The sequence below is a fragment of the Alistipes sp. An66 genome (assembly GCF_002161445.1).
Taxonomy (GTDB): domain Bacteria; phylum Bacteroidota; class Bacteroidia; order Bacteroidales; family Rikenellaceae; genus Alistipes; species Alistipes cottocaccae.
Genome location: NZ_NFHT01000010.1, coordinates 38,798 through 58,402 on the forward strand (window position 1 = coordinate 38,798; position 19,605 = coordinate 58,402).

Here is a 19,605-nt window from a genome sequence, read left to right on the forward strand (position 1 = left end):
TCTATTTTTTGTTTGATTGTTGATTGGATTCAAGTGTCAGTCCGCAGAGTTTCCACAGCATGCGGGCCCCCGTAATGGCGTCGATCCGCTCCTCCGGGGAGGGGCACACCTCCACCATGTCGAATCCGATGATCCGGCGTCCGGAGTCGGCCAGCGTTTTGAGCAGCCAGACCGCCTCGTTGAAGGTCAGGCCTCCCGTCACCGGCGTCCCCGTATGGGGGCAGTTGTCGAACGTCAGGCCGTCGATGTCGAAGCTCACGTAGACCTCCGCGGGGAGCGCCGCGACGATCTTCCGGCACTGGGCGTCCCACGTCTCGCCCCGGAACGAAGCCCCGGCCAGCGTGAGGTCGTCGAACATGACGACCCGCTCCGTTGCGGCGGCCAGCCGCGCCTCCCCCTCGCTGAAATCCCGGACCCCGACCTGCACGATCCGGGTCACCTGCGGGATATCGCGCAGCACGTTGTACATGATCGAGGCGTGCGAATACTCGAAGCCCTCGTAGGCCTCGCGCAGGTCGCAGTGCGCGTCGACGTGCAGGATCCCGAACGACGCATGCCGCGCCCCCAGCGCCCGGAGCAGGCCGTAGGGGGTCGAGTGGTCGCCGCCCACGAGGCCCACGAGCCGACCCGCATCGAGCCAGCGCGATGCCTGCGCCTCGATGTTGGCGTTCATCGCCCGGCAGCCTTCGTTCACGCGCCGGATCTTGCGGATGACCGAATCGTCATCCGGGTTCCCGCCCCCTTCCAGATGGTCGATCACCCGTTCGGCATCGCCGCGAAGGCGCTGCGACTGCTCCTGCAAGGTATAGTCCACGTCGGCCGTGGCAATGCCCCGACGCCAGGCGCCGGGTGCCAGCGGATCGTGGAAATCCAGTTGCGTGGAGGCCTCGATGATCGCATCCGGCGCATACGCCGTACCGGCCCCGTAGGAGACCGTCACGTCCCACGGCGCCGAGATCAGCACCAGTTCCGCCTCCTCCGGCTCGAACGGCAGTCCGAAATAGCTTCCGTTGGCCACGCCCACTCCATCCGGGTCGAATGTTCGCTCTTCCATAGCGTTCTCTTGAAACATATCCTCCTTTTAACGGACAAAGGTACTAATTTTTACCTATATTTGCGCATCCGCCGGAAGATAAGCGCGGGAAAGTTCCGAATATCATGAAGATTGTAGCCGATAATGCCATTCCTTTTCTGGACGGGGTTCTGGAACCCTTCGCCGAAGTGTGCCGCCGCCCCGGGCGGAAGATCTCCGCAGAGGACGTCCGCGACGCCGATGCGCTGGTGATCCGGACCCGAACCCGCTGCGACGAAACGCTCCTTGCCGGATCGCGCGTGCGGATGATCGCCACGGCCACCATCGGATTCGACCACATCGACCTTGCATGGTGCCGGCGGAACGGCATCGAGGTAGCCACGGCCGCCGGATGCAACGCCCGCGGCGTCCTGCAATGGGTCGCCGCCGTGCTCGCCCTCCTCGCCCGGCGGCAGGGGTGGACGCCCGGACAGCGGACCCTGGGCGTCGTCGGCGTGGGACACGTCGGATCGCTGGTCAAAAACTATGCCGAAGCGTGGGGATTCCGCGTGCTCTGCTGCGACCCCCCGCGCGAAGAGCGGGAACGGTGCGGATTCCTGCCCCTCGAAGAGGTGGCGCGCCAGGCCGACATCCTCACCTTCCACACGCCGCTCGACGACTCGACCCGCCACATGGCCGGCGGGCGACTCTTCCGCATGATGAAGCCCGGGGCCGTACTCCTCAACTCCTCGCGCGGAGAGGTCGTCGACGGAGAGGCCCTGCTGCGGAGTGAGTTGGAATGGGCGCTCGACGTCTGGGAACATGAGCCGGAACTCAATCCGGAGCTCCTGCGCCGGGCGCTGGTCGCCACGCCCCACATCGCCGGATACTCCTTGCAGGGAAAGGCCAACGCCACGGCCCTCGCCGTCGCGGCCCTCGCCCGGAAGTTCGGACTCCCGGTCGAGGGGTGGTACCCGCCGGAGGTGACCCCCTCGCAACCCCACGCGATCTCCTGGCAGGAGCTTGTCCGCACCATCGTCGGCGCATACGACATCGAGGCCGAGAGCCGGCGTCTGAAACAGCAGCCCTCCGCGTTCGAATCCCTGCGCGACCGCTACGACTATCGGCAGGAATATTTTTAACTTGCCGTTTTTTCATTACCTTTGCGCGCAACTATGTATCGGAGAATCATAAAGCCCATCCTCTTCTCGCTCCCCATCGAACGGGCCCACCGGATCGCCCTGCTGCTTCTGCGCATCATCGGGTTCATCCCCGGAGGACGCTGGCTGCTGCACAAGAGCTACGCCGTCGAGCACCCGGCGCTCGAACGCGAGGTCTTCGGCATGAAGTTCCGCAACCCCGTGGGGCTCGCCGCCGGATTCGACCGCAACGGCGAAGCCTACCGCGAACTCGCCGCCATGGGATTCGGATTCGTCGAGATCGGAACCGTCACGCCGCAACCGCAGCCCGGGAATCCCCGCCCGCGCGTCTTCCGGCTCCCGAAGGACAAGGCGATCATCAGCCGCATCGGAATCGCAAACCGGGGACTCGAAACCGCCATCCGCCACCTCCGCCGCCCCCACGAGGGGGTTATCGTGGGGTGCAACATCGGGAAAAACACCGCCACACCCGTCGAGAACGCCGCGGCCGACTATCTGAAACTCTTCCGCAACCTCTATCAGTATGCGGACTACTTCACCGTCAACATCAGCTGCGACAATGCCTGCCGGGAGGGAGCGACCCACGCCCGCGAACACATTCTCCGGATCCTCGAACCGCTGTTCGACTTCCGCCGCGGGCAGAACCAGTACCGCCCGATCATGCTCAAAATATCCCCCGACATGCCCGACGAGGTGATCGACCGCGTGACCGACATCCTGCTCGAAACGCCCCTCGACGGCATCGTCGCCACGAACGGCACGCATCTCCGCGAAGGACTCCGGACCAGCCGCACGTCGCTCGACAAGATCGGGACCGGACGCCTCGGAGGAGCCCCCCTGACCCGCCGGGCCGTGGAGATCGTCCGCAGGGTCCACGCCCGCTCGGGCGGAAACTACCCCATCATCGGCGTGGGCGGGCTGATGACGCCCGACGACGTGCGCGCCATGCTCGACGCCGGCGCCGACCTCGTCCAGCTCTACACCGGCTACATCTACGAAGGCCCCGGGCTCGTCGGCGAAATCTGCCGCGCGCTGATCGACGACGCCCGCCAGCCGCAGGGCAACGCCGGACAGCCGCAGGACGAGGCCCGCGAAATCCCGGCCCCGACCGCCGAACCCCCGCAGGCGGAAGAGCAACACCCCGAAACCGATCCGACGGTCTCCCCCGAAACGGACGGTGAGAAACCGTCCGCTGCGTCCGAAGCCGCCGCAGAACAATCATAAACCCATGAAAGCTTCGATCATCACCATCGGCGACGAGATCCTCATCGGACAGATCGTCGACACCAACTCGGTATCCATCGCCAGGCACCTGAACGGAATCGGGATCGTCGTCCGCGAAAAAATCTCCATCGGCGACGACCGCCAGCAGATCATCGACACGGTCGACCGCGCCCGGGAGAACAACCAGGTGACGATCATCACCGGCGGACTCGGCCCCACGAAGGACGACATCACCAAGAAGACGCTCGCCGAACTCTTCCACAGCGAGATGCGCTACGACGAAACCGTCGCCGCACACGTCGAGAAGATGCTCACGGCGCGCGGCATCGAATTCAACGACCTGAACCGCTCGCAGGCCCTCGTCCCGGAGGCCTGCACGGTGCTCTTCAACGCCTACGGAACGGCCCCCGGCATGTGGTTCGAATGCGACGGACATGTCGTCGTCTCGCTGCCCGGCGTCCCCTATGAGATGGAGCACCTCATGCAGGACGAGGTCATCCCCCGGCTCAAAGCCCATTTCGCCCTGCGGCAGATCGTACACCGCACGATGATCACCGCCGGACTCGCCGAGTCGATGCTTGCCAAGCGCATCGAGAGCTGGGAAAACGCACTCCCGCCCTACCTCAAACTCGCCTACCTGCCCAATCCGGGAGCCGTGCGGCTGCGGCTGTCGGCCTACGAAGTCGAGGGCGAAAGCGTCGCCCGCGAAATCGACCGGCAGTTCGAGGCGCTGCGGGAGCTCATCCCCGAGTACATCGTCGGGTTCGAAACCGCCTCCGTCGAGGAGCTCGTCCACGAAACCCTTACCCGACGCGGGCAGAGCCTCGCCACGGCCGAAAGCTGCACCGGCGGCGTCATCGCCTCGCGTTTCACCGCCCAGCCCGGGGCTTCGGCCTACTTCCGCTGCGGCGTGGTCGCATACAGCAACGAGTCCAAAGCCGACGTGCTGGGCGTCCATGCCGCCGACATCGCCCGTTACGGCGCCGTCAGCGAACAGGTCGCCCGCCAGATGGCCGAAGGTGCCCGACGCATCGCGCACGCCGACTTCGCCGTCGCCACCACGGGAATCGCCGGCCCCACGGGCGGAAGCCCCGAAAAACCCGTCGGAACCGTCTGGATCGCCGTGGCGACCCCCGACCGCACCATCGCCGAATGCCGGCAGTGCGGAGCCGACCGCGGGCAGATCATCTCCCGGGCCAGCGCCTTCGCCATCGGCATGCTCAAAGACGAGCTCAACGCCGAATAGCACCGGCCGGCGTACAAAAAAAGCCGGCGCACTTTGTGTTTTGACGAAAAGGTTGTATATTTGCAGGCCCCAAACGGGCTTAAACAAAAAACAAAGTACAAAATGAAAGTTTGCGAAATCACAGGCAAGGTGGCTGTCGTGGGCAACAACGTCTCGCACTCCCACCACAAGACCAAACGCAAATTCAGCCCCAATCTGAAAACCAAGCGTTTCTGGTCCGAGCAGGAGGGCCGCTGGATCACCATCAAGGTGTCGGCCGCCGGCATGAAAACCATCAACAAGAAGGGACTCGCAGTCGCCCTGCGCGAAGCTGCCGCTCCCAAAAGCGTGTACTAAAATCAACGAGTAATCCATGGCAAAGAAAGGCAACAGAGTTCAGGTCATCCTCGAGTGCACCGAACAGAAAGAGAGCGGAGTTGCGGGAATGTCCCGTTACATCACCACGAAAAACAAGAAGAACACGCCCGAACGGCTCGAACGCAAGAAGTACAACCCGTTCCTGAAACGTGTCACCGTACACCGTGAAATCAAATAGTTAGAGCAGACCTATGGCAAAGAAAGTAGTCGCAACGCTGAAAACCGGTACCGGCAAGCAGTTCACCAAGTGCATCAAGATGGTCAAGTCGGAGAAAACCGGCGCCTACATGTTCAAGGAGGGCGTTATTGCAAACGACCAGGTGAAGGATTTCTTCGACGAGAAGAAATAACGTATTTTAAGAGTCGTCTCTTAAATACAAAGGGCATCTCATCAAGAGGTGCCCTTTGTGTGTGAATGAATTTGGCTGTTTCGATAAAAAAAACTATTTTTATTGCAGTTTATTGTCAACCGACTACCATGGACATCCGAACAATCGCTTTCTATAACAGACCATTTCCCGAGGGCGGAGCAGAAACAGTTACCAGGAATTTAGCGCACTACTTCAAATCACAGGGACTCCGAATCATTATTTATACATCCCTGTTCAAGAGAGAACTGCTCACCGCAAAGGAACTCGAAGATTTTACAATAAAAATCCTTCCGGATGCCAACAACGAATGTCTCCCGATAAACGTAGAGTTTCTACGCAACTCTCTTAACGAAGAGCAAGTCGATGTCCTGATGATCCAAGGATCTACGGTTTTCCCCTTTGAAAAACTTTATCACATCGGCAAAACCCGGTTAATCTATTGTTTGCACAGCATCCCTTTATGGGAGATCTATGATTTGAGGAACTTGAAAAGCTGTCAATTATCCAATCCGACATTCATTCGAAGAATGGAGTTCATCTTTCTGCGCAAACCGGTCTATCGGTTCACCGACAAGTTAAAACGAAGATATTTGAAACTCTACTCAAAAATACATCACAATACAGACCGGTTTGTAACACTCTTTCCTGAATATTATCGACAATTGTTTCGTGATCTGCAAAAATACGATCATCATCCCGATCAAAAGAAATTCGCAGCGATTTCCAATCCGTTACTTCCGCCCCAAGAGCCGACTCATTGCCCGAAGGAAAAGATCGTTCTTTTTGTCGGACGATTCTCCCATTGCGACAAACGAATAGATCGTCTGCTGAAAATCTGGCACCAGATCGAGGATTCTGTACCCGGTTGGAGATTGATCCTGGTCGGAGACGGCCCCGAAAAAGAGAATCTGCATAAACTTGCAAAAACGCTAAAACTCAAAAACATCGAATTTACCGGATACCAATCCGACGTAGCCTCATTCTATCGCCGGGCCACCTTCGTCTGCCTGACATCAGACTTCGAAGGCTTCGGCATGTGCTTCGCTGAAGGACAACAATACGGAGCTATTCCCGTCTCATTCGATTCCTACGCCGGGATCCGGACAATCACCCGCAACGGAGAGGCTGGCATACTTGTCCCCCCGTTCAGCAAACGGCAATACGCCAAACGTCTGAAAGCCGCCATGCTTGACCGGGAATGTCAAATCCGAATGCGGGAAAAATGCTATCAACAGGCGTCCGAATACAAATTGGAACTAATTGGATCCCAATGGCTCCAACTCTTTAAGGATTTAGATTAAAACATGAAGAGAATCGCTTTCATCATTATCCGTTACGGCAAAGATGTCAATGGTGGCGCCGAAGCACATTGCCGGATGTTGGCCGAGCGTTTAACTCCCTACTACGAAGTTGAGGTCCTCACGACAACCATCCGCATATTCAATGATCCGACACAGGACTTCAAAGAGGGAGCTTCAACCGAAAACGGAGTCTTGATCCGCCGATTCAAACCCCGGCCCGTCAACGCTGAATTACATAACGACTACTACAAACACGGGAAACTGGCACGTCGGATACGGAGTCGCCTACATCGTTTGGGGATCTTGCGTCTTTTCTCCTCATTACATCCCCATTGGAGCCTCGGCGTTGAGGCTGAACGCCGCACGATCGAATCGCAACCAAGCCATACTCCCGAGATGTTTGATTTTATTCGTCGACATCGAGACCTGTACCACGCTTTCATCTTCATGAATTTTTATTCCAGTCAAACCATACTCGGCGCTGCCATCGCTCCTGAAAAGAGCATTCTCATCCCATTGGCACATCCTGAAAATCCGCTTTACTACGGAATCAATGTTCCGATGTTCACTCGTGTACGGCATATTGCCTTCAACACATCAGCCGAAGAGCAACTCTGCCGACGAATTTTCGGACGCTCAATGGCACCTTGCAGTCTGGTAGGATGCGGCATTGAAGAGGCTGAACCCGCAGACTGGGAAGAAGTCAAGAAACGCTACATGCTGCCCGAACGATATGTCCTTTATCTGGGACGTGTCACAGGTCCAAAGATCAACCGAATCATTCCTGAATTTTTAAAGTACAAACAACAGTACGGCGGAGATGTCAAACTGGTATTGGTCGGAGGCATTGACGACAAGACGATCAGACATCCGGCATCCAATGAAGTTATTTTAACGGGATTTGTAAGCGAAGCAGAAAAAAGTGCCATCATTCGACATGCTTCCGTCATGGTCAATCCTTCGCATCTGGAAAGCCTCTCGCTGCTAATGCTCGAAGCCATGCAGAATCGCATTCCGGTATTGGTCAACGGGAAAAGCAAGGTCATGAAAGATCACTGCAAGATCAGCGGAGCAGCTCTCTGGTACAACAACTGGCGCGATTTCCGTAAAAAACTTCATAGACTCCTCTTTGATTCCGAATTACGGCAATCCATGACGGAAAAAGGCCCACGATACGTCCAGGATCATTACGAATGGAAGATCATTATCGGAAAACTTCGTGAAATAATAGACTCGATCTGACAAAAATACATACAAAAAACAAGTATGCGGAATCGTCGTCCCGCCGTTCGACCAGCGGGAATATGCAGACAAGCTGGGCGATGCGCTGGAAGACTCCGCATGGCAGGAGACGATGAGCCGGGAAAACCGGACCGCAGCCCGGCGGTACGACCCCCGGGCCATCGGAGCGGAGTGGCTCCGGCTGTTCGATGAACTCCAATGAGTAGTATGAAGAAAAAAATCGCATTCACCGCCTTCCGGTACGGAGAGGGGATTTTCGGCGGCACGGAGATCCATTGCCGGATGCTTGCCGAACGGCTGAAACCCTATTACGAGGTAGAGGTGCTGACCTCCACGCTCCGCCACCCGACCGCCTCGGAGGAGGACTTCCCCGCCGGTGAGCGGCTGGAAAACGGAATTCTCGTCCGACGCTTCCGTGCGGAACCCGACAGGGAGCACACCAACGAACGGCGCCGCGAGGCCAGCAAGGCCCGGAGGCTTCGCTACCTGCTCGACCAATGGCGGCTGCTCACCCCGCTGGCGGCCCTCCATCCCCTCTGGACGCTCAACGAAGAGGCCGAACGGCGCTTCTTCGCCACCCACGAAGAGTATGCTCCGACGCTGGCGGATTTCATCCGCGAGCACAAGGAGGAGTATGCCGCCATCCTGCCCGTCGGATTCAACTTCACCTCCACGCTCACCGCCGCCCTGGAAGCCCCGGAACGGTGCATTCTGATCCCTACGGCCCATCCCGTGCGGTCGCTCTATTTCAGCCTCTTCACCCGGGTTTTCACCCGCGTGCGGCACATCGCCTTCAACACCCCGGCCGAGCAGCGGCTCTGCCGGCGGGTATTCGGGCCCGCGCTGGCGCCCAACAGCATCGTGGGATGCAGCATCGAAAAGGCCGCGCCCGTACGGTGGGAGGAGGTCAAGGCCCGGTACGGACTTCCCGACGACTACCTGCTGTATGTGGGACGGATGCACCCCCAGAAGATCGGATCGCTGATCCCCGACTTCCTCCGCTACAAGCAGCAATACGGCGGAGAGATCCGCCTGGTGCTGGTCGGGCCCGCCGACGCCGACAGCGGAAAGATCGACCGGTCGGAGATCATCGTCACGGGAAGCGTCAGCGACGAAGAGAAACGGGCGATCATCCGCCATGCGACGCTCATGGTGAATCCATCGCTGGTGGAGAGTCTCTCGCTGCTGCTGCTCGAAGCGCTCGACAACGGGATTCCGATGCTCGTGAACGGCCGTTGCGAGGTGATGAAGGACCACTGCAAGTTCAGCGGCGCGGCACTCTGGTACGACAACGGGCGCGACTTCCGCAAAAAGCTCCACCGGCTCCTCTCCGATCCGGCGTTGCGGCAATCCATGGCGGAGAGAGGCCCGCGCTATGTCCGGGAGAACTATGGCTGGGAGCTCATCATCGGCAAGCTGCGCCGGCTCATCGAGAGCCTCTGAACGACACCCGAACCGACAAACAGCACCGGCTTATCGAAAACTTTCGAGCGTTTCCCGAACGACGAAAGGCCGGGCATGCGATCAGCAAGCCCGGCCTTTTTCGTTCGCGGCACCCCGGCGGTCAGAACTTGTGCACGGCGCGCACGAGGAACCTGTTGTATTTCGGAATCTCGACCACGTAGGGAGGTTCCATGCTCATGTGCGACGTATAGGCGTTCTTCTCGTCCATCTCCGTCGAGGAGAAGTAGTAAACCATCCGGTCCATGCGCTCGCCACCGGCACCCTTCAACGCATCGTTGAACTTGTTCCGCGCCTGACGGTCGTTCCGGATCCGCGTCCCGCCGTTGTAGTTGTGACCGATCGTCAGCAGTTCGTCGATCGCCGGGAGGTACCATCCCTCGCCCTTTTCCCGGCACCACTTGAAGGCCGGAAACGAATTCCACGTAAGGTCGTTTGCCTCGATATATTGTGCCACCTTCTCCATGTTCACCGTGCCGTCCGTGCGGTCATCGGCACCGACCACGCACAGATCCGGCTTCCGGAACTCGCTCCACGGCAGGTAAAGCTCGTCGAGCGAGATCACCAGTCCGTGCTGCTTGTCCTCCGTCAGCAGGCACACGACACCCTTCACGCCGTTCCGGTCGTAAAGTTCCCCGATCTCGTACGTTTTGAGCACGTAGCGGTCGTCGGGGATCTGCACCGCAGGTTCCGAGGCAACCGGAGTCGCCGGAACAAGTGGCGTAGCCGGGATGCTCCGCGTATAGTACTCCATCTCGCCGTTGGCATAGCGGATGTAGTGGATATCCGCAACGGGCAGGACATAGGTCGGACCGTCGGGATTCGAGAAGCGCTTGTAGCGCACGTTCTCCGGCGTGATTTCGATCACCTTGGCTTCGATTTTCGTGGAGTCCGTCTTGACGATCAACTCCTGGGCCGTGGCCGACAAAACCCCGAAAACGGCGGCCGTCAGCAGCAACATGTATTTTTTCATTTCACTTAAAACGGGTTGTTCCGCAAAGATAACGCTTTTCCAAACATTCTTGTTATCTTTGTCCCAAGATTAATTCTTTGCACATGGCATTTTTCGATATTTTCCGCAAGAAACAGCAGGAGACCCCCGTCTCCGAGGAGCAGGCCCGGCAGCAGCGACAGGAGCTCAACGCCGGATTGGAGAAGACCAAACAGGGGCTCTTCTCGAAACTCGCACGCGCCGTGGCCGGCCGCACGACCGTCGATGCCGAAGTGCTCGACGAACTCGAAGAGGTTCTCATCACGTCGGACGTCGGCGTGGAGACCACCGTGAAGATCATCCGCCGCATCGAGGAGCGCGTCGCACGCGACAAATACATGAACACCTCGGAGTTGCAGTCGATCCTGCGCAGCGAGGTTGCCGAACTGCTCGAACAGGCCCACGGATCGGCCGAGCACTTCGGACTGGACGCCCGCGAGGGTGAGCCCTACGTGGTGATGGTCGTCGGCGTGAACGGCGCCGGGAAGACCACCACCATCGGGAAGCTCGCCGCACAGCTCGTCAAGGCCGGGAAGAAGGTCTGGATCGGCGCCGCCGACACATTCCGCGCCGCGGCCATCGACCAGTTGCAGGTCTGGGCCGACCGCGCCGGCGCCACGATGATCCGTCAGCAGATGGGTTCCGATCCCGCGTCGGTTGCCTTCGACACGCTGACCTCGGCCCGTGCCAACGGCGCCGACGTCGTGCTGATCGACACCGCCGGGCGTCTGCACAACAAGATCAACCTGATGAACGAGCTGACGAAGATCCGCAACGTCATGTCGAAGGTGATTCCCGGAGCGCCCCACGAGGTGATGCTCGTGCTGGACGGCTCGACCGGGCAGAACGCCTTCGAGCAGGCCCGCCAGTTCACGCAGGCCACGCAGGTCACCTCGCTCGCGATCACCAAGCTCGACGGCACGGCCAAAGGGGGTGTGGTGATCGGCATCAGCGACCAGTTCCACATTCCGGTCCGCTACATCGGCATCGGCGAGGGGATCGACCAGCTGCGCATCTTCGACCGCCGGGAATTCGTAAACGCCCTGTTCGGAGATGAAAAAGATTAACGTCATCACACTCGGCTGTTCGAAGAACACCGTCGACAGCGAGCACCTCATGGCACGGCTCGCGGCCGCCGGTTACGAGGTCCACTTCGACAGCGACCGAACCGACGCCAAGACCGTCGTCATCAACACCTGCGGGTTCATCGGCGATGCCAAGCAGGAGTCCGTCGAGATGATCCTCCGCGCCGCCGAGGCCAAGAAGGCCGGGAAGATCGAACATCTGTTCGTCATCGGATGCCTCTCGGAGCGCTACGCCGACGAGCTGCGCACGGAGATTCCCGAGGTCGACGAATACTTCGGGGCACGCACCTGGGACGGAATCATCCGGACGCTCGGGGCTGCCGGGGACCATGCGCTGGACACCGAACGGCTTCTCACCACGCCGAAGCACTATGCCTACCTGAAAATCTCCGAGGGATGCAACTGGAAGTGCGGCTACTGCGCCATCCCGCTCATCCGCGGGCCCCATGTCTCGGTGCCCATGGAGGTGTTGGAGGAGGAGGCCCGCAAGCTGGCGGCGCAGGGCGTCCGCGAACTGATCGTCATCGCGCAGGACTCCACCTACTACGGGCTCGACCTCTACGGGAAGCGGCAGATTGCCGAGCTCCTGCGGCGTCTGTGCCGCATCGACGGGATCGAGTGGATCCGGCTGCACTACGCCTATCCCGCGGCGTTCCCGGAAGAGCTCATCGGGGTGATGGCCGCAGAACCGAAGATCTGCAAATACCTCGACATCCCCTTCCAGCACATCTCCGACGCCCAGCTCGCAGCCATGCTGCGCCGCCACACCAAGGCCGAGGCCATGGAGCTGATCCGCAAGCTGCGGGAGGCGATTCCCGACCTGGCGCTGCGGACCACGCTGCTGGTCGGATATCCGGGTGAGAGCGAAGCCGATTTCGAGGAGCTGCTCGACTTCGTGCGCGAAGTGCGCTTCGAGCGGCTCGGCGTCTTCGCCTACTCCGAGGAGGAGGGGACCCATTCGGCCGAGAAACTGAAAGACGACGTCCCGGAGGAGGTCAAGCAGCGGCGTGTGGACCGCGTCATGGCCTTGCAGAACCGCATCGCGACCGAGAACAACGCACGCAGGGTCGGACGTATCGAGCGTGTGCTGATCGACTCCCGCCAGGGAGACTGGTATGTCGGACGCACGCAGTACGACTCCCCGGAGGTCGATCAGGAGATCCTCATCCCCGCGGCGCCGAAGCGGCTGTTGAAAGGCCATTTTTACACCGTGCGGGTTACGGCCGCCGAGGAGTACGATCTCTACGGAGAGGTCGTTCCAAAATAAATTTTGTGTTTTCACCTTTTTTTCGTACCTTTGAAAAGCGAAACGTTTCTTTCTCCGGAACGATGGCCGAAAAGAGTGTGATAACGAACATCGAAGCCCGCGTAAGGCTGTTGATCGACGACCACAAAAGGCTGTCGGGTCTTTGCACAGAGCTCGCGCAGCAGCGCGACGCCCTGCAACGGGAAAAAAGAGCCCTTCAGGAACAGGTCAGGGACCTCGAAGCCGAAGTGGCGAAACTCCAACTCGTCGACGGGCTCGCCGGAGGCAGAACGAATCGGGACAAGGCACGGGCGCGCGTCAACCGACTGATGCGGGAGGTCGACAAATGTATCGCACTCGTGGGAAATCCGTCGCAGACAGATTCCGAACCCTCCGGAAAATAAGTGTCGCGACGACGGGACGGATACGGGATGTTACAGAGATAAACGAAACGAACGAAAATGGCGAAACAGGCAATTACCCTCAAAATAGCCGGTAAAAGCTATCCTTTCAACATCGAAAGCGGAAAAGAGGAGATATACCGTTTGGCCGAAAGAGAGGTAAACAGCTACCTCGCGCTGATTAAACAGCAGCATATCAAGAACTGGAACGACCAGGACTATCTGGCCATGGCCGCGTTGAAGTTCGCAATCGCCAACGTCGGAATGAGGCAAAGCCGCGAGATCGACAGCGAAGATATGAAGCAGCTCGAAAAAATCGGCACGGAAATAGATGAATACCTCAACACCCTGAAACCCTGACGGGGGGGGGCAAGAGAGAGGAAGTAAGGAGGAGACGAGGGAGAGACAAGGAGGGAGACGAGAAGGAAGACGAGAAGGAAGAGACGAAGGAAGAGACGAAGGAGAGACGAAAACACCCCGAACCCCTTGTTACGATATCGACGTTCTTTATACATACACAGAATCTACCCGCATAGATTCCTTACAGCTTTGCGAAACTGAACACTTTTTAAATTGGGGCAACTTGTGGCGCTTCAAAATCAGGCCTTACTACCCGCAATGGGGAGTGCGCTCCGGTGCACCGTTGGAAGATTGCGATTGTCCGAGACCCCACACATGACTGATCTTGCAGATTCGTCAAACAAGAATAAGGAATCCTATGCGGTTTTTTTTGATACAACAATACTCTGATATATTATATTAACCATTAAAAAAACCGTAGAAAACAATGTATACCACCATTCTTATTGCCTGCATCTCTGCGGTGGTTGCCGTGGTGGTTTACGCGCTCGTCACCAACTTCGTGGTCAAGAACTCGATCCGGAAACGGCGCGAAACCGCACTCAAAGAGGCCGAAGCAGAGGCCGAGATGATCAAGAAGGAGAGAATCCTTCAGGCCAAGGAGAAATTCATCCAGCTCAAAAGCGAATACGACCGGCAGGTCAACGAACGCAACCAGAAACTCAACCAGAGCGAACAGCGCGCCAAACAGCTCGAACAGAACCTCCAGAACAAGGAACGCGAACTGGATAACAAGATCCGCGAGAACGACCGGGTCAAGGAACACATGCAGAACCAGTTGCAGCTGCTCGAACACAAGAAGGAGGAGATCGACCAGGTGCGCCGCGAACAGAACGTACGGCTCGAACAGATCTCCGGAATGAGCGCCGAAGAGGCCAAGAACATCCTCATGGAGAACATGAAGGCCGAAGCCAAGACCGAAGCCGCCGCCTATATCAACGAAACCATCGAGGAGGCCAAGATGACCGCCACGAAAGAGGCCAAACGAATCATCGTGGCCTCGATCCAGCGCGTTGCGACGGAAACAGCCATCGAGAATGCCGTAACCGTCTTCAACATCGAGAGCGACGAGGTCAAGGGACGCATCATCGGTCGCGAAGGCCGCAACATCCGCGCGCTGGAAGCCGCAACCGGCATCGAGATCATCGTCGACGACACCCCCGAGGCGATCATCCTCTCGGGATTCGACCCCGTGCGCCGCGAAATCGCGCGACTGGCACTCCACCAGCTCGTCACCGACGGCCGCATCCATCCCGCACGCATCGAGGAGGTCGTGGCAAAGGTCCAGAAGCAGATCGAGGAGGAGATCGTCGAGGTCGGGAAGCGCACAGCCATCGACCTCGGAATCCACGGACTACATCCCGAAATGATCCGGCTCATCGGCAAGATGAAATACCGCTCCTCCTACGGACAGAACCTTCTGCAACACGCCCGCGAAACGGCAAATCTCGCAGGGATCATGGCCGCCGAGCTGGGACTCAACCCCAAGATCGCACGGCGGGCCGGTCTGCTGCACGACATCGGCAAGGTGCCCGACGACGAACCCGAACTCCCGCACGCAATCATCGGCATGAAACTCGCCGAGAAATACAAGGAGAAGCCCGAAGTCTGCAACGCCATCGGAGCGCACCACGACGAGGTGGAGATGTCGTCGCTCATCGCGCCGATCATCCAGGTCTGCGATGCCATCTCCGGAGCACGCCCCGGAGCACGCCGCGAGGTCGTCGAGAGCTACATCAAGCGGCTCAAAGAGATGGAGGACATCGCGCTGTCGTACCCCGGCGTCGTGAAGACCTACGCCATCCAGGCCGGGCGCGAGCTGCGCGTGATCGTCGGCGCCGACAAACTCTCGGACCAGGAGTCGGAGGGACTTTCGCACGACATTGCCAAAAAGATCCAGGACGAGATGACCTATCCCGGACAGGTGAAGATCACCGTCATCCGCGAAACCCGCGCCGTCGCCTACGCAAAATAAGGTACGGAGAAGCGGCAAACAGCATCCCAACGAAATCCTCCGGGAATTCCCCGGAGGATTTTTTCCGAACAAGCGCCCATGAATCCGGGACTCAAACGCTATATCGAACGGGAGATCATTCCGCGTTACGAACACTTCGACCGGGCACACGACGTCGGACACGTCCGCACGGTCATCGCCCGCAGTCTCGAACTGGCGGCCCGATACGAAGTCGACGCCGACATGGTCTACGCGATCGCGGCCTACCACGACACGGGACTGGTCAACGGACGCGAGAACCACCACCTCGATGCCGGACGGATCCTCGCTGCGGACCGCGAACTGCGCCGCTGGTTCTCGGAGGAGCAGATCCGGACGATGCGCGAGGCGGTGGAGGACCACCGCGCCTCGTCGAAGAACGCCCCGCGGTCGATCTACGGACGGATCGTTGCCGAAGCCGACCGGGTCATTGATCCGGCGACGATCATCCGACGCACGGTGCAGTACGGACTGGACCACTGCCCCGAACTCGATCGCGAGGGACATTTCGCGCGCTGCCTCGAACACCTGCACAACAAATACGCCGAAGGCGGCTATCTGAAACTCTGGATTCCCGAATCGGAGAATGCCCGGCGGTTGGAAGCCCTGCGTGAGGTGATCCGCGACCCGGAACGGATCCGCAAGGCTTTCGACGAAGCATTCGATGCCGAAACCGCGAAACCGCCCCTCCCGGAGCCTGAAAAACGATAGCACCGGGCTGCACGCAAGGCCGCCCGTCATCACACGGACACAACGAAAGTCCCCGACTTCTTGCAGGAATCGGGGGCTTTGCATCTATTGCGCCAACGCGCCTTCAATCTTTACTCGGCGTCGTGCGGGAAGTACTTCATGTACTGCACACGCTGGTAGAATTCGCCTTCCGAAGAGCCGTAGTCCATGCGTCCGCGGAACGACGACAGCGTATCGAAGCCGTGGCGCGCGGCCCACTCGTCGATGAACGACCCGATCTGGCCGATCACCTCGTAGCCGTGTTTGTGGATCGCCGTGCAGAGCTGAACCGCCGAAGCGCCGCACAGCAGCGCCTTGACCGCTGCCGCTCCGTCGTGCACGCCCGTCGAGACCGAGATGTCCAGCTGCGGAAGGGCATGCGAACAAAGGGCCGTGCTGCGCAGCACGTGACGCAACTCCGTCGGCTGGCTGAACGGATCCGCCGGCTGGAACGTCAGTTTCTCGATGTCGATGTCCGGCTCGAAAAAGCGGTTGAACAGCACAACGCCCTTCGCACCGCGGGCCAGCAGCGTGTCGCACGTCGAGAGTACGTTCGTCAGGCGCATCGGCAGCTTCACCGACACCGGAATCGTAACCGCCGCACACACCTTGCGCACGATGTCCGCATAGTGCTGCTCGATCTCCGCGGCCGAAGCCCGGCGGTCGGTCGGAAGCAGGAAGATGTTCAGTTCCAGCGCCGAAGCCCCGGCGGCCTGCATCGACGTCGCATAGTCGATCCACGCATCGCCCGAACCCACGCAGTTGATGCTCCCGATCACCGGAACGCCCGTCTTCGCGGCATCGGCGACGAGTTGCAGCAACTCGGCCTTGTAGGCGTCGCCCAGGTAGCGTTCGAGATACTCGCCCGCATCGCCGTAACCCTCCATCTTGTCCAGCGAAGCCGCCTGGCGGTAGATCTGCTCCTCGAAGATCGACTTCAACACCACGGCTCCCGCACCCGCACGGACGCACGACTCGATATGGGAGAGGGTCGACGTATAGGGCGAACTGCTCACGATCACGGGACTCGACAGTTCCAGCCCCAGATATTCGGTTTTCATGATTTTGCGTATTTGGTTCGTTAAACAAAAGGTATCTTGACCACTTCGGCCTTCACGGGCTTCTCGCGGATGACGACCGCAACCTCCGTACCGGGTTTCGCATACGCCGAAGCCACGTAGCCCAGCGCCACGCCCGTTTTCAGGCAGGGCGACATCGTACCGGAGGTTACATGCCCGATCTCCGTGCCGTCCGGAGCCGCCAGCCGGTAGCCGTGACGCGGAATCCCGCGCTCGACCATCTTCAATCCCACGAGCTTGCGCGTCAGCCCTTCGGCCTTCTGACGTTCCAGCAGCGGACGGTCGATGAAATCCTTCCCTTCGGCGAACTTCGTGATCCAGCCCAGGCCCGCTTCCAGCGGCGAGGTCCCGTCGTCGATGTCGTTGCCGTAGAGGCAGAAGCCCTTTTCCAGACGCAGCGTGTCGCGCGCCCCGAGTCCGATGTTTTTCAGTCCGTACCCGGCCCCGGCCTCCCAGAGCGCTTTCCAGAGTTTTGCGCCGTCCTCGTTGGCCACGTAGATCTCGCACCCCCCGGCGCCCGTATAGCCCGTGATCGAGAGGATCGCCCGGCAGCCGGCAACCTCCATCTTCCGGAAGGTATAGTACTCCATCTCCTCGACCGGTTCCGCGCACATCTTCTGCACGATCTTCATCGCCAGAGGTCCCTGCACGGCCAGCTGGCAGATCTCGTCCGAAGCGTTGTAGAGCTCCTTGCCCGGACCTGCCTCCATGCCGAACTCCGCGCGCCCCACGGCGCAGATATGCGCCCAGTCCTTGTCGATGTTCGCCGCATTGACGCACAGCATGTAGGTCTCGGCGTCGATCCGGTAGACCAGAATGTCGTCCACGATCCCCCCGCGGCCGTTCGGCATGCACGAATACTGCACCTTCCCGTCGTAGAGCTTCGCCACGTCGTTCGTCGTGATGCGCTGCAACAGCGCCTCCGCTTTCGGGCCCTTGACCCAGATCTCGCCCATGTGGCTCACGTCGAAAACGCCGGCGCCCTGACGCACGGTCAGATGCTCGTCGGTGATGCCCGTGAACTCGATGGGCATGTTGTAGCCGGCGAATTCGGCCATTTTGGCCCCCGCGGCAATGTGATAATCGGTAAATACGGTGGTTTTCATATCGGTTGGTTGGTGTTATTCACGGCGTTTGACGCCCAGACGCGGGCAGCGGTGGAACTCCTTCGTGCGGTCGAACAGGTAGCGGTACGTCGTATGCACCTTGTGTCGCGTCGCGCAGACGTAGGTCTCGATCATCCGGTTCATCACCGGGTTGAAATCCCCGATCCACGCCAGCTCCATCGTCTTGTAGGGGTTTTTCGTCAGCTCCAGGAACTCGTAGTACTTCACCATGATCGCCGACTCCACACCCTTGCCGTGGAACTCCGGCGTGATCCCGAAGATGATCCCGAAGATCCGGTCGCACGACTTGCGCACTTTCAGATCCCACATCAGCCGCAGCTTCTGCCACAGCCCGAACTTGCCGTTGAACTTCCCGATCAGACGGTTCAGGTCCGGGACCGTGATGAAGAAGCCGATCGGCTCGTCGTTGAAATAGGCGAAGAAGATGATGTTCGGGTCGATGATCGGCTTCATCTCGCGGACCATCGCCAGCGCCTCCTCCTGCGACATCGGACGAACGCCCGAAAAGAGCGCCCACGCCTTGTTGTAGATCACCCGGAAGCTCTCGGCGGCCTCTTCCAGATTCTTCATGTCGATCGTCTCGACCCGGTAGCCCGGAACCGTATAGAGCCGCTCGGCCCGCGCGAAGATCTGCTTGTTCGCCTCCGAATTGTTCACCCGCCAGATGAAGCTGTGCTGGTTGAAGTAGTTCCGGAAACCGTAATTCTCGAACAGATCCTTGTAGTAGGGCGGGTTGTAGGGGTTCTTGTACAGCGGCTGGAACTCGTAGCCCTCGACCAGAAGACCCCACCAGTCGCGCCGCTGCCCGAAGTTGATCGGTCCGTCCATCGCCTCCATGCCGCGGCTCGCCAGCCACATCCGCGCGGCGTCGAACAGCATGTCGGCCACCCGCTGGTCGTCGATCGACTCGAAGAAACCGCAGCCGCCCGTCGGCTGCTCCTCGATGGCGGCCTTTTCGCGGTTGTAGAACGCTGCGATGCGGCCCACGACCTCGCCGCGCGAATCGCGCACCACCCACCGGATCGCCTCGCCGTCGGCAAACAGCTCGTTCCGCGCAGGATCGAACACCTCCAACACATCCTGGTCCAGCGGGCAGACCCAGTTGCGGTTGCCCTTGTAGATCCGTTTCGGCAGGTTCAGCCACTCCCGCTCGACGGCCGGCGTCGTCACCTCCTGCAACGTATATTTCTCCTGATTCATGACTATGGGTTATTTTCCTT

General features: G+C 59.4%; 20 protein-coding genes. 15 read left to right on the top strand and 5 right to left on the bottom strand.

The window, feature by feature from the left end; genetic code table 11:
• Position 1: 1 nt before the first annotated feature.
• The gene (locus tag B5G16_RS08090) at positions 2 to 1,054 is read right to left on the bottom strand and encodes an agmatinase family protein (RefSeq protein WP_087263201.1); all 1,053 of its coding nucleotides are present in this window, start codon (positions 1,052 to 1,054) and stop codon (positions 2 to 4) included.
• A gap of 104 nt (positions 1,055 to 1,158) precedes the next feature.
• Here B5G16_RS08090 and B5G16_RS08095 point away from each other — a divergent pair, with 104 nt between their 5' ends.
• From B5G16_RS08095 to B5G16_RS08135, 9 genes are all read left to right on the top strand, one after another.
• A complete protein-coding gene (locus B5G16_RS08095) occupies positions 1,159 to 2,154 on the top strand; it encodes a 4-phosphoerythronate dehydrogenase (protein ID WP_087263095.1) in 996 nt (331 codons plus the stop codon).
• A gap of 33 nt (positions 2,155 to 2,187) precedes the next feature.
• Positions 2,188 to 3,396: a quinone-dependent dihydroorotate dehydrogenase gene (locus B5G16_RS08100; RefSeq protein ID WP_087263097.1), complete on the top strand. Its 1,209-nt coding sequence runs from the start codon at positions 2,188 to 2,190 to the stop codon at positions 3,394 to 3,396.
• Between the two features lie 4 nt (positions 3,397 to 3,400).
• Positions 3,401 to 4,642, top strand: a complete 1,242-nt coding sequence (locus B5G16_RS08105) for a competence/damage-inducible protein A (protein WP_087263099.1) — start codon at positions 3,401 to 3,403, stop codon at positions 4,640 to 4,642.
• A gap of 102 nt (positions 4,643 to 4,744) precedes the next feature.
• Positions 4,745 to 4,978: a 50S ribosomal protein L28 gene (gene rpmB, locus B5G16_RS08110; RefSeq protein ID WP_087263102.1), complete on the top strand. Its 234-nt coding sequence runs from the start codon at positions 4,745 to 4,747 to the stop codon at positions 4,976 to 4,978.
• A 16-nt stretch (positions 4,979 to 4,994) separates the two neighbouring features.
• Positions 4,995 to 5,177: a 50S ribosomal protein L33 gene (gene rpmG, locus B5G16_RS08115; RefSeq protein ID WP_087263103.1), complete on the top strand. Its 183-nt coding sequence runs from the start codon at positions 4,995 to 4,997 to the stop codon at positions 5,175 to 5,177.
• Between the two features lie 13 nt (positions 5,178 to 5,190).
• Entirely contained in the window at positions 5,191 to 5,349 is a 159-nt protein-coding gene (locus B5G16_RS08120; RefSeq protein WP_087263105.1) for a DUF4295 domain-containing protein, read from the top strand.
• Between the two features lie 128 nt (positions 5,350 to 5,477).
• Positions 5,478 to 6,671 (top strand): glycosyltransferase, encoded by a 1,194-nt coding sequence (locus B5G16_RS08125; protein ID WP_087263204.1) that lies wholly within the window; start codon positions 5,478 to 5,480, stop codon positions 6,669 to 6,671.
• Between the two features lie 3 nt (positions 6,672 to 6,674).
• On the top strand, positions 6,675 to 7,913 hold the full coding sequence (locus tag B5G16_RS08130; protein WP_087263107.1) for a glycosyltransferase family 4 protein: 1,239 nt from the start codon (positions 6,675 to 6,677) through the stop codon (positions 7,911 to 7,913).
• A 207-nt stretch (positions 7,914 to 8,120) separates the two neighbouring features.
• The gene (locus tag B5G16_RS08135; RefSeq protein WP_087263109.1) at positions 8,121 to 9,356 is read left to right on the top strand and encodes a glycosyltransferase; all 1,236 of its coding nucleotides are present in this window, start codon (positions 8,121 to 8,123) and stop codon (positions 9,354 to 9,356) included.
• A gap of 121 nt (positions 9,357 to 9,477) precedes the next feature.
• Here B5G16_RS08135 and B5G16_RS08140 read toward each other — a convergent pair whose 3' ends face one another.
• Positions 9,478 to 10,347, bottom strand: coding sequence for a hypothetical protein (locus B5G16_RS08140; RefSeq protein ID WP_087263110.1), 870 nt, complete (start codon positions 10,345 to 10,347; stop codon positions 9,478 to 9,480).
• A gap of 83 nt (positions 10,348 to 10,430) precedes the next feature.
• Here B5G16_RS08140 and ftsY point away from each other — a divergent pair, with 83 nt between their 5' ends.
• The 6 genes from ftsY (at position 10,431) to B5G16_RS08170 (ending at position 16,161) form a co-directional block, all read left to right on the top strand.
• Positions 10,431 to 11,432, top strand: coding sequence for a signal recognition particle-docking protein FtsY (gene ftsY / locus B5G16_RS08145; protein WP_087263207.1), 1,002 nt, complete (start codon positions 10,431 to 10,433; stop codon positions 11,430 to 11,432).
• The gene (gene rimO, locus B5G16_RS08150; protein ID WP_087263112.1) at positions 11,419 to 12,717 is read left to right on the top strand and encodes a 30S ribosomal protein S12 methylthiotransferase RimO; all 1,299 of its coding nucleotides are present in this window, start codon (positions 11,419 to 11,421) and stop codon (positions 12,715 to 12,717) included. The genes ftsY and rimO overlap by 14 nt, the downstream gene beginning before the upstream one ends.
• A gap of 62 nt (positions 12,718 to 12,779) precedes the next feature.
• Positions 12,780 to 13,100 carry a hypothetical protein gene (locus B5G16_RS08155; protein WP_087263114.1) on the top strand — a complete coding sequence of 107 codons (321 nt, stop codon included), beginning with the start codon at positions 12,780 to 12,782 and terminating at the stop codon, positions 13,098 to 13,100.
• 57 nt (positions 13,101 to 13,157) lie between these two features.
• Positions 13,158 to 13,457, top strand: a complete 300-nt coding sequence (locus B5G16_RS08160) for a cell division protein ZapA (protein ID WP_087263116.1) — start codon at positions 13,158 to 13,160, stop codon at positions 13,455 to 13,457.
• A gap of 427 nt (positions 13,458 to 13,884) precedes the next feature.
• Positions 13,885 to 15,432, top strand: a complete 1,548-nt coding sequence (gene rny, locus B5G16_RS08165; protein ID WP_087263118.1) for a ribonuclease Y — start codon at positions 13,885 to 13,887, stop codon at positions 15,430 to 15,432.
• Positions 15,433 to 15,510: 78 nt separating this feature from the next.
• The gene (locus tag B5G16_RS08170) at positions 15,511 to 16,161 is read left to right on the top strand and encodes an HD domain-containing protein (protein WP_087263120.1); all 651 of its coding nucleotides are present in this window, start codon (positions 15,511 to 15,513) and stop codon (positions 16,159 to 16,161) included.
• A gap of 110 nt (positions 16,162 to 16,271) precedes the next feature.
• Here B5G16_RS08170 and B5G16_RS08175 read toward each other — a convergent pair whose 3' ends face one another.
• Genes B5G16_RS08175 through B5G16_RS08185 form a run of 3 tightly spaced genes read right to left on the bottom strand, consistent with a single transcriptional unit; the run spans position 16,272 to position 19,585 of the window.
• On the bottom strand, positions 16,272 to 17,240 hold the full coding sequence (locus tag B5G16_RS08175; protein ID WP_087263122.1) for a dihydroorotate dehydrogenase-like protein: 969 nt from the start codon (positions 17,238 to 17,240) through the stop codon (positions 16,272 to 16,274).
• 20 nt (positions 17,241 to 17,260) lie between these two features.
• Positions 17,261 to 18,364, bottom strand: a complete 1,104-nt coding sequence (gene gcvT / locus B5G16_RS08180) for a glycine cleavage system aminomethyltransferase GcvT (RefSeq protein WP_087263124.1) — start codon at positions 18,362 to 18,364, stop codon at positions 17,261 to 17,263.
• Positions 18,365 to 18,379: 15 nt separating this feature from the next.
• Positions 18,380 to 19,585, bottom strand: coding sequence for a hypothetical protein (locus B5G16_RS08185; RefSeq protein ID WP_087263126.1), 1,206 nt, complete (start codon positions 19,583 to 19,585; stop codon positions 18,380 to 18,382).
• Between the last annotated feature and the right edge of the window lie 20 nt (positions 19,586 to 19,605).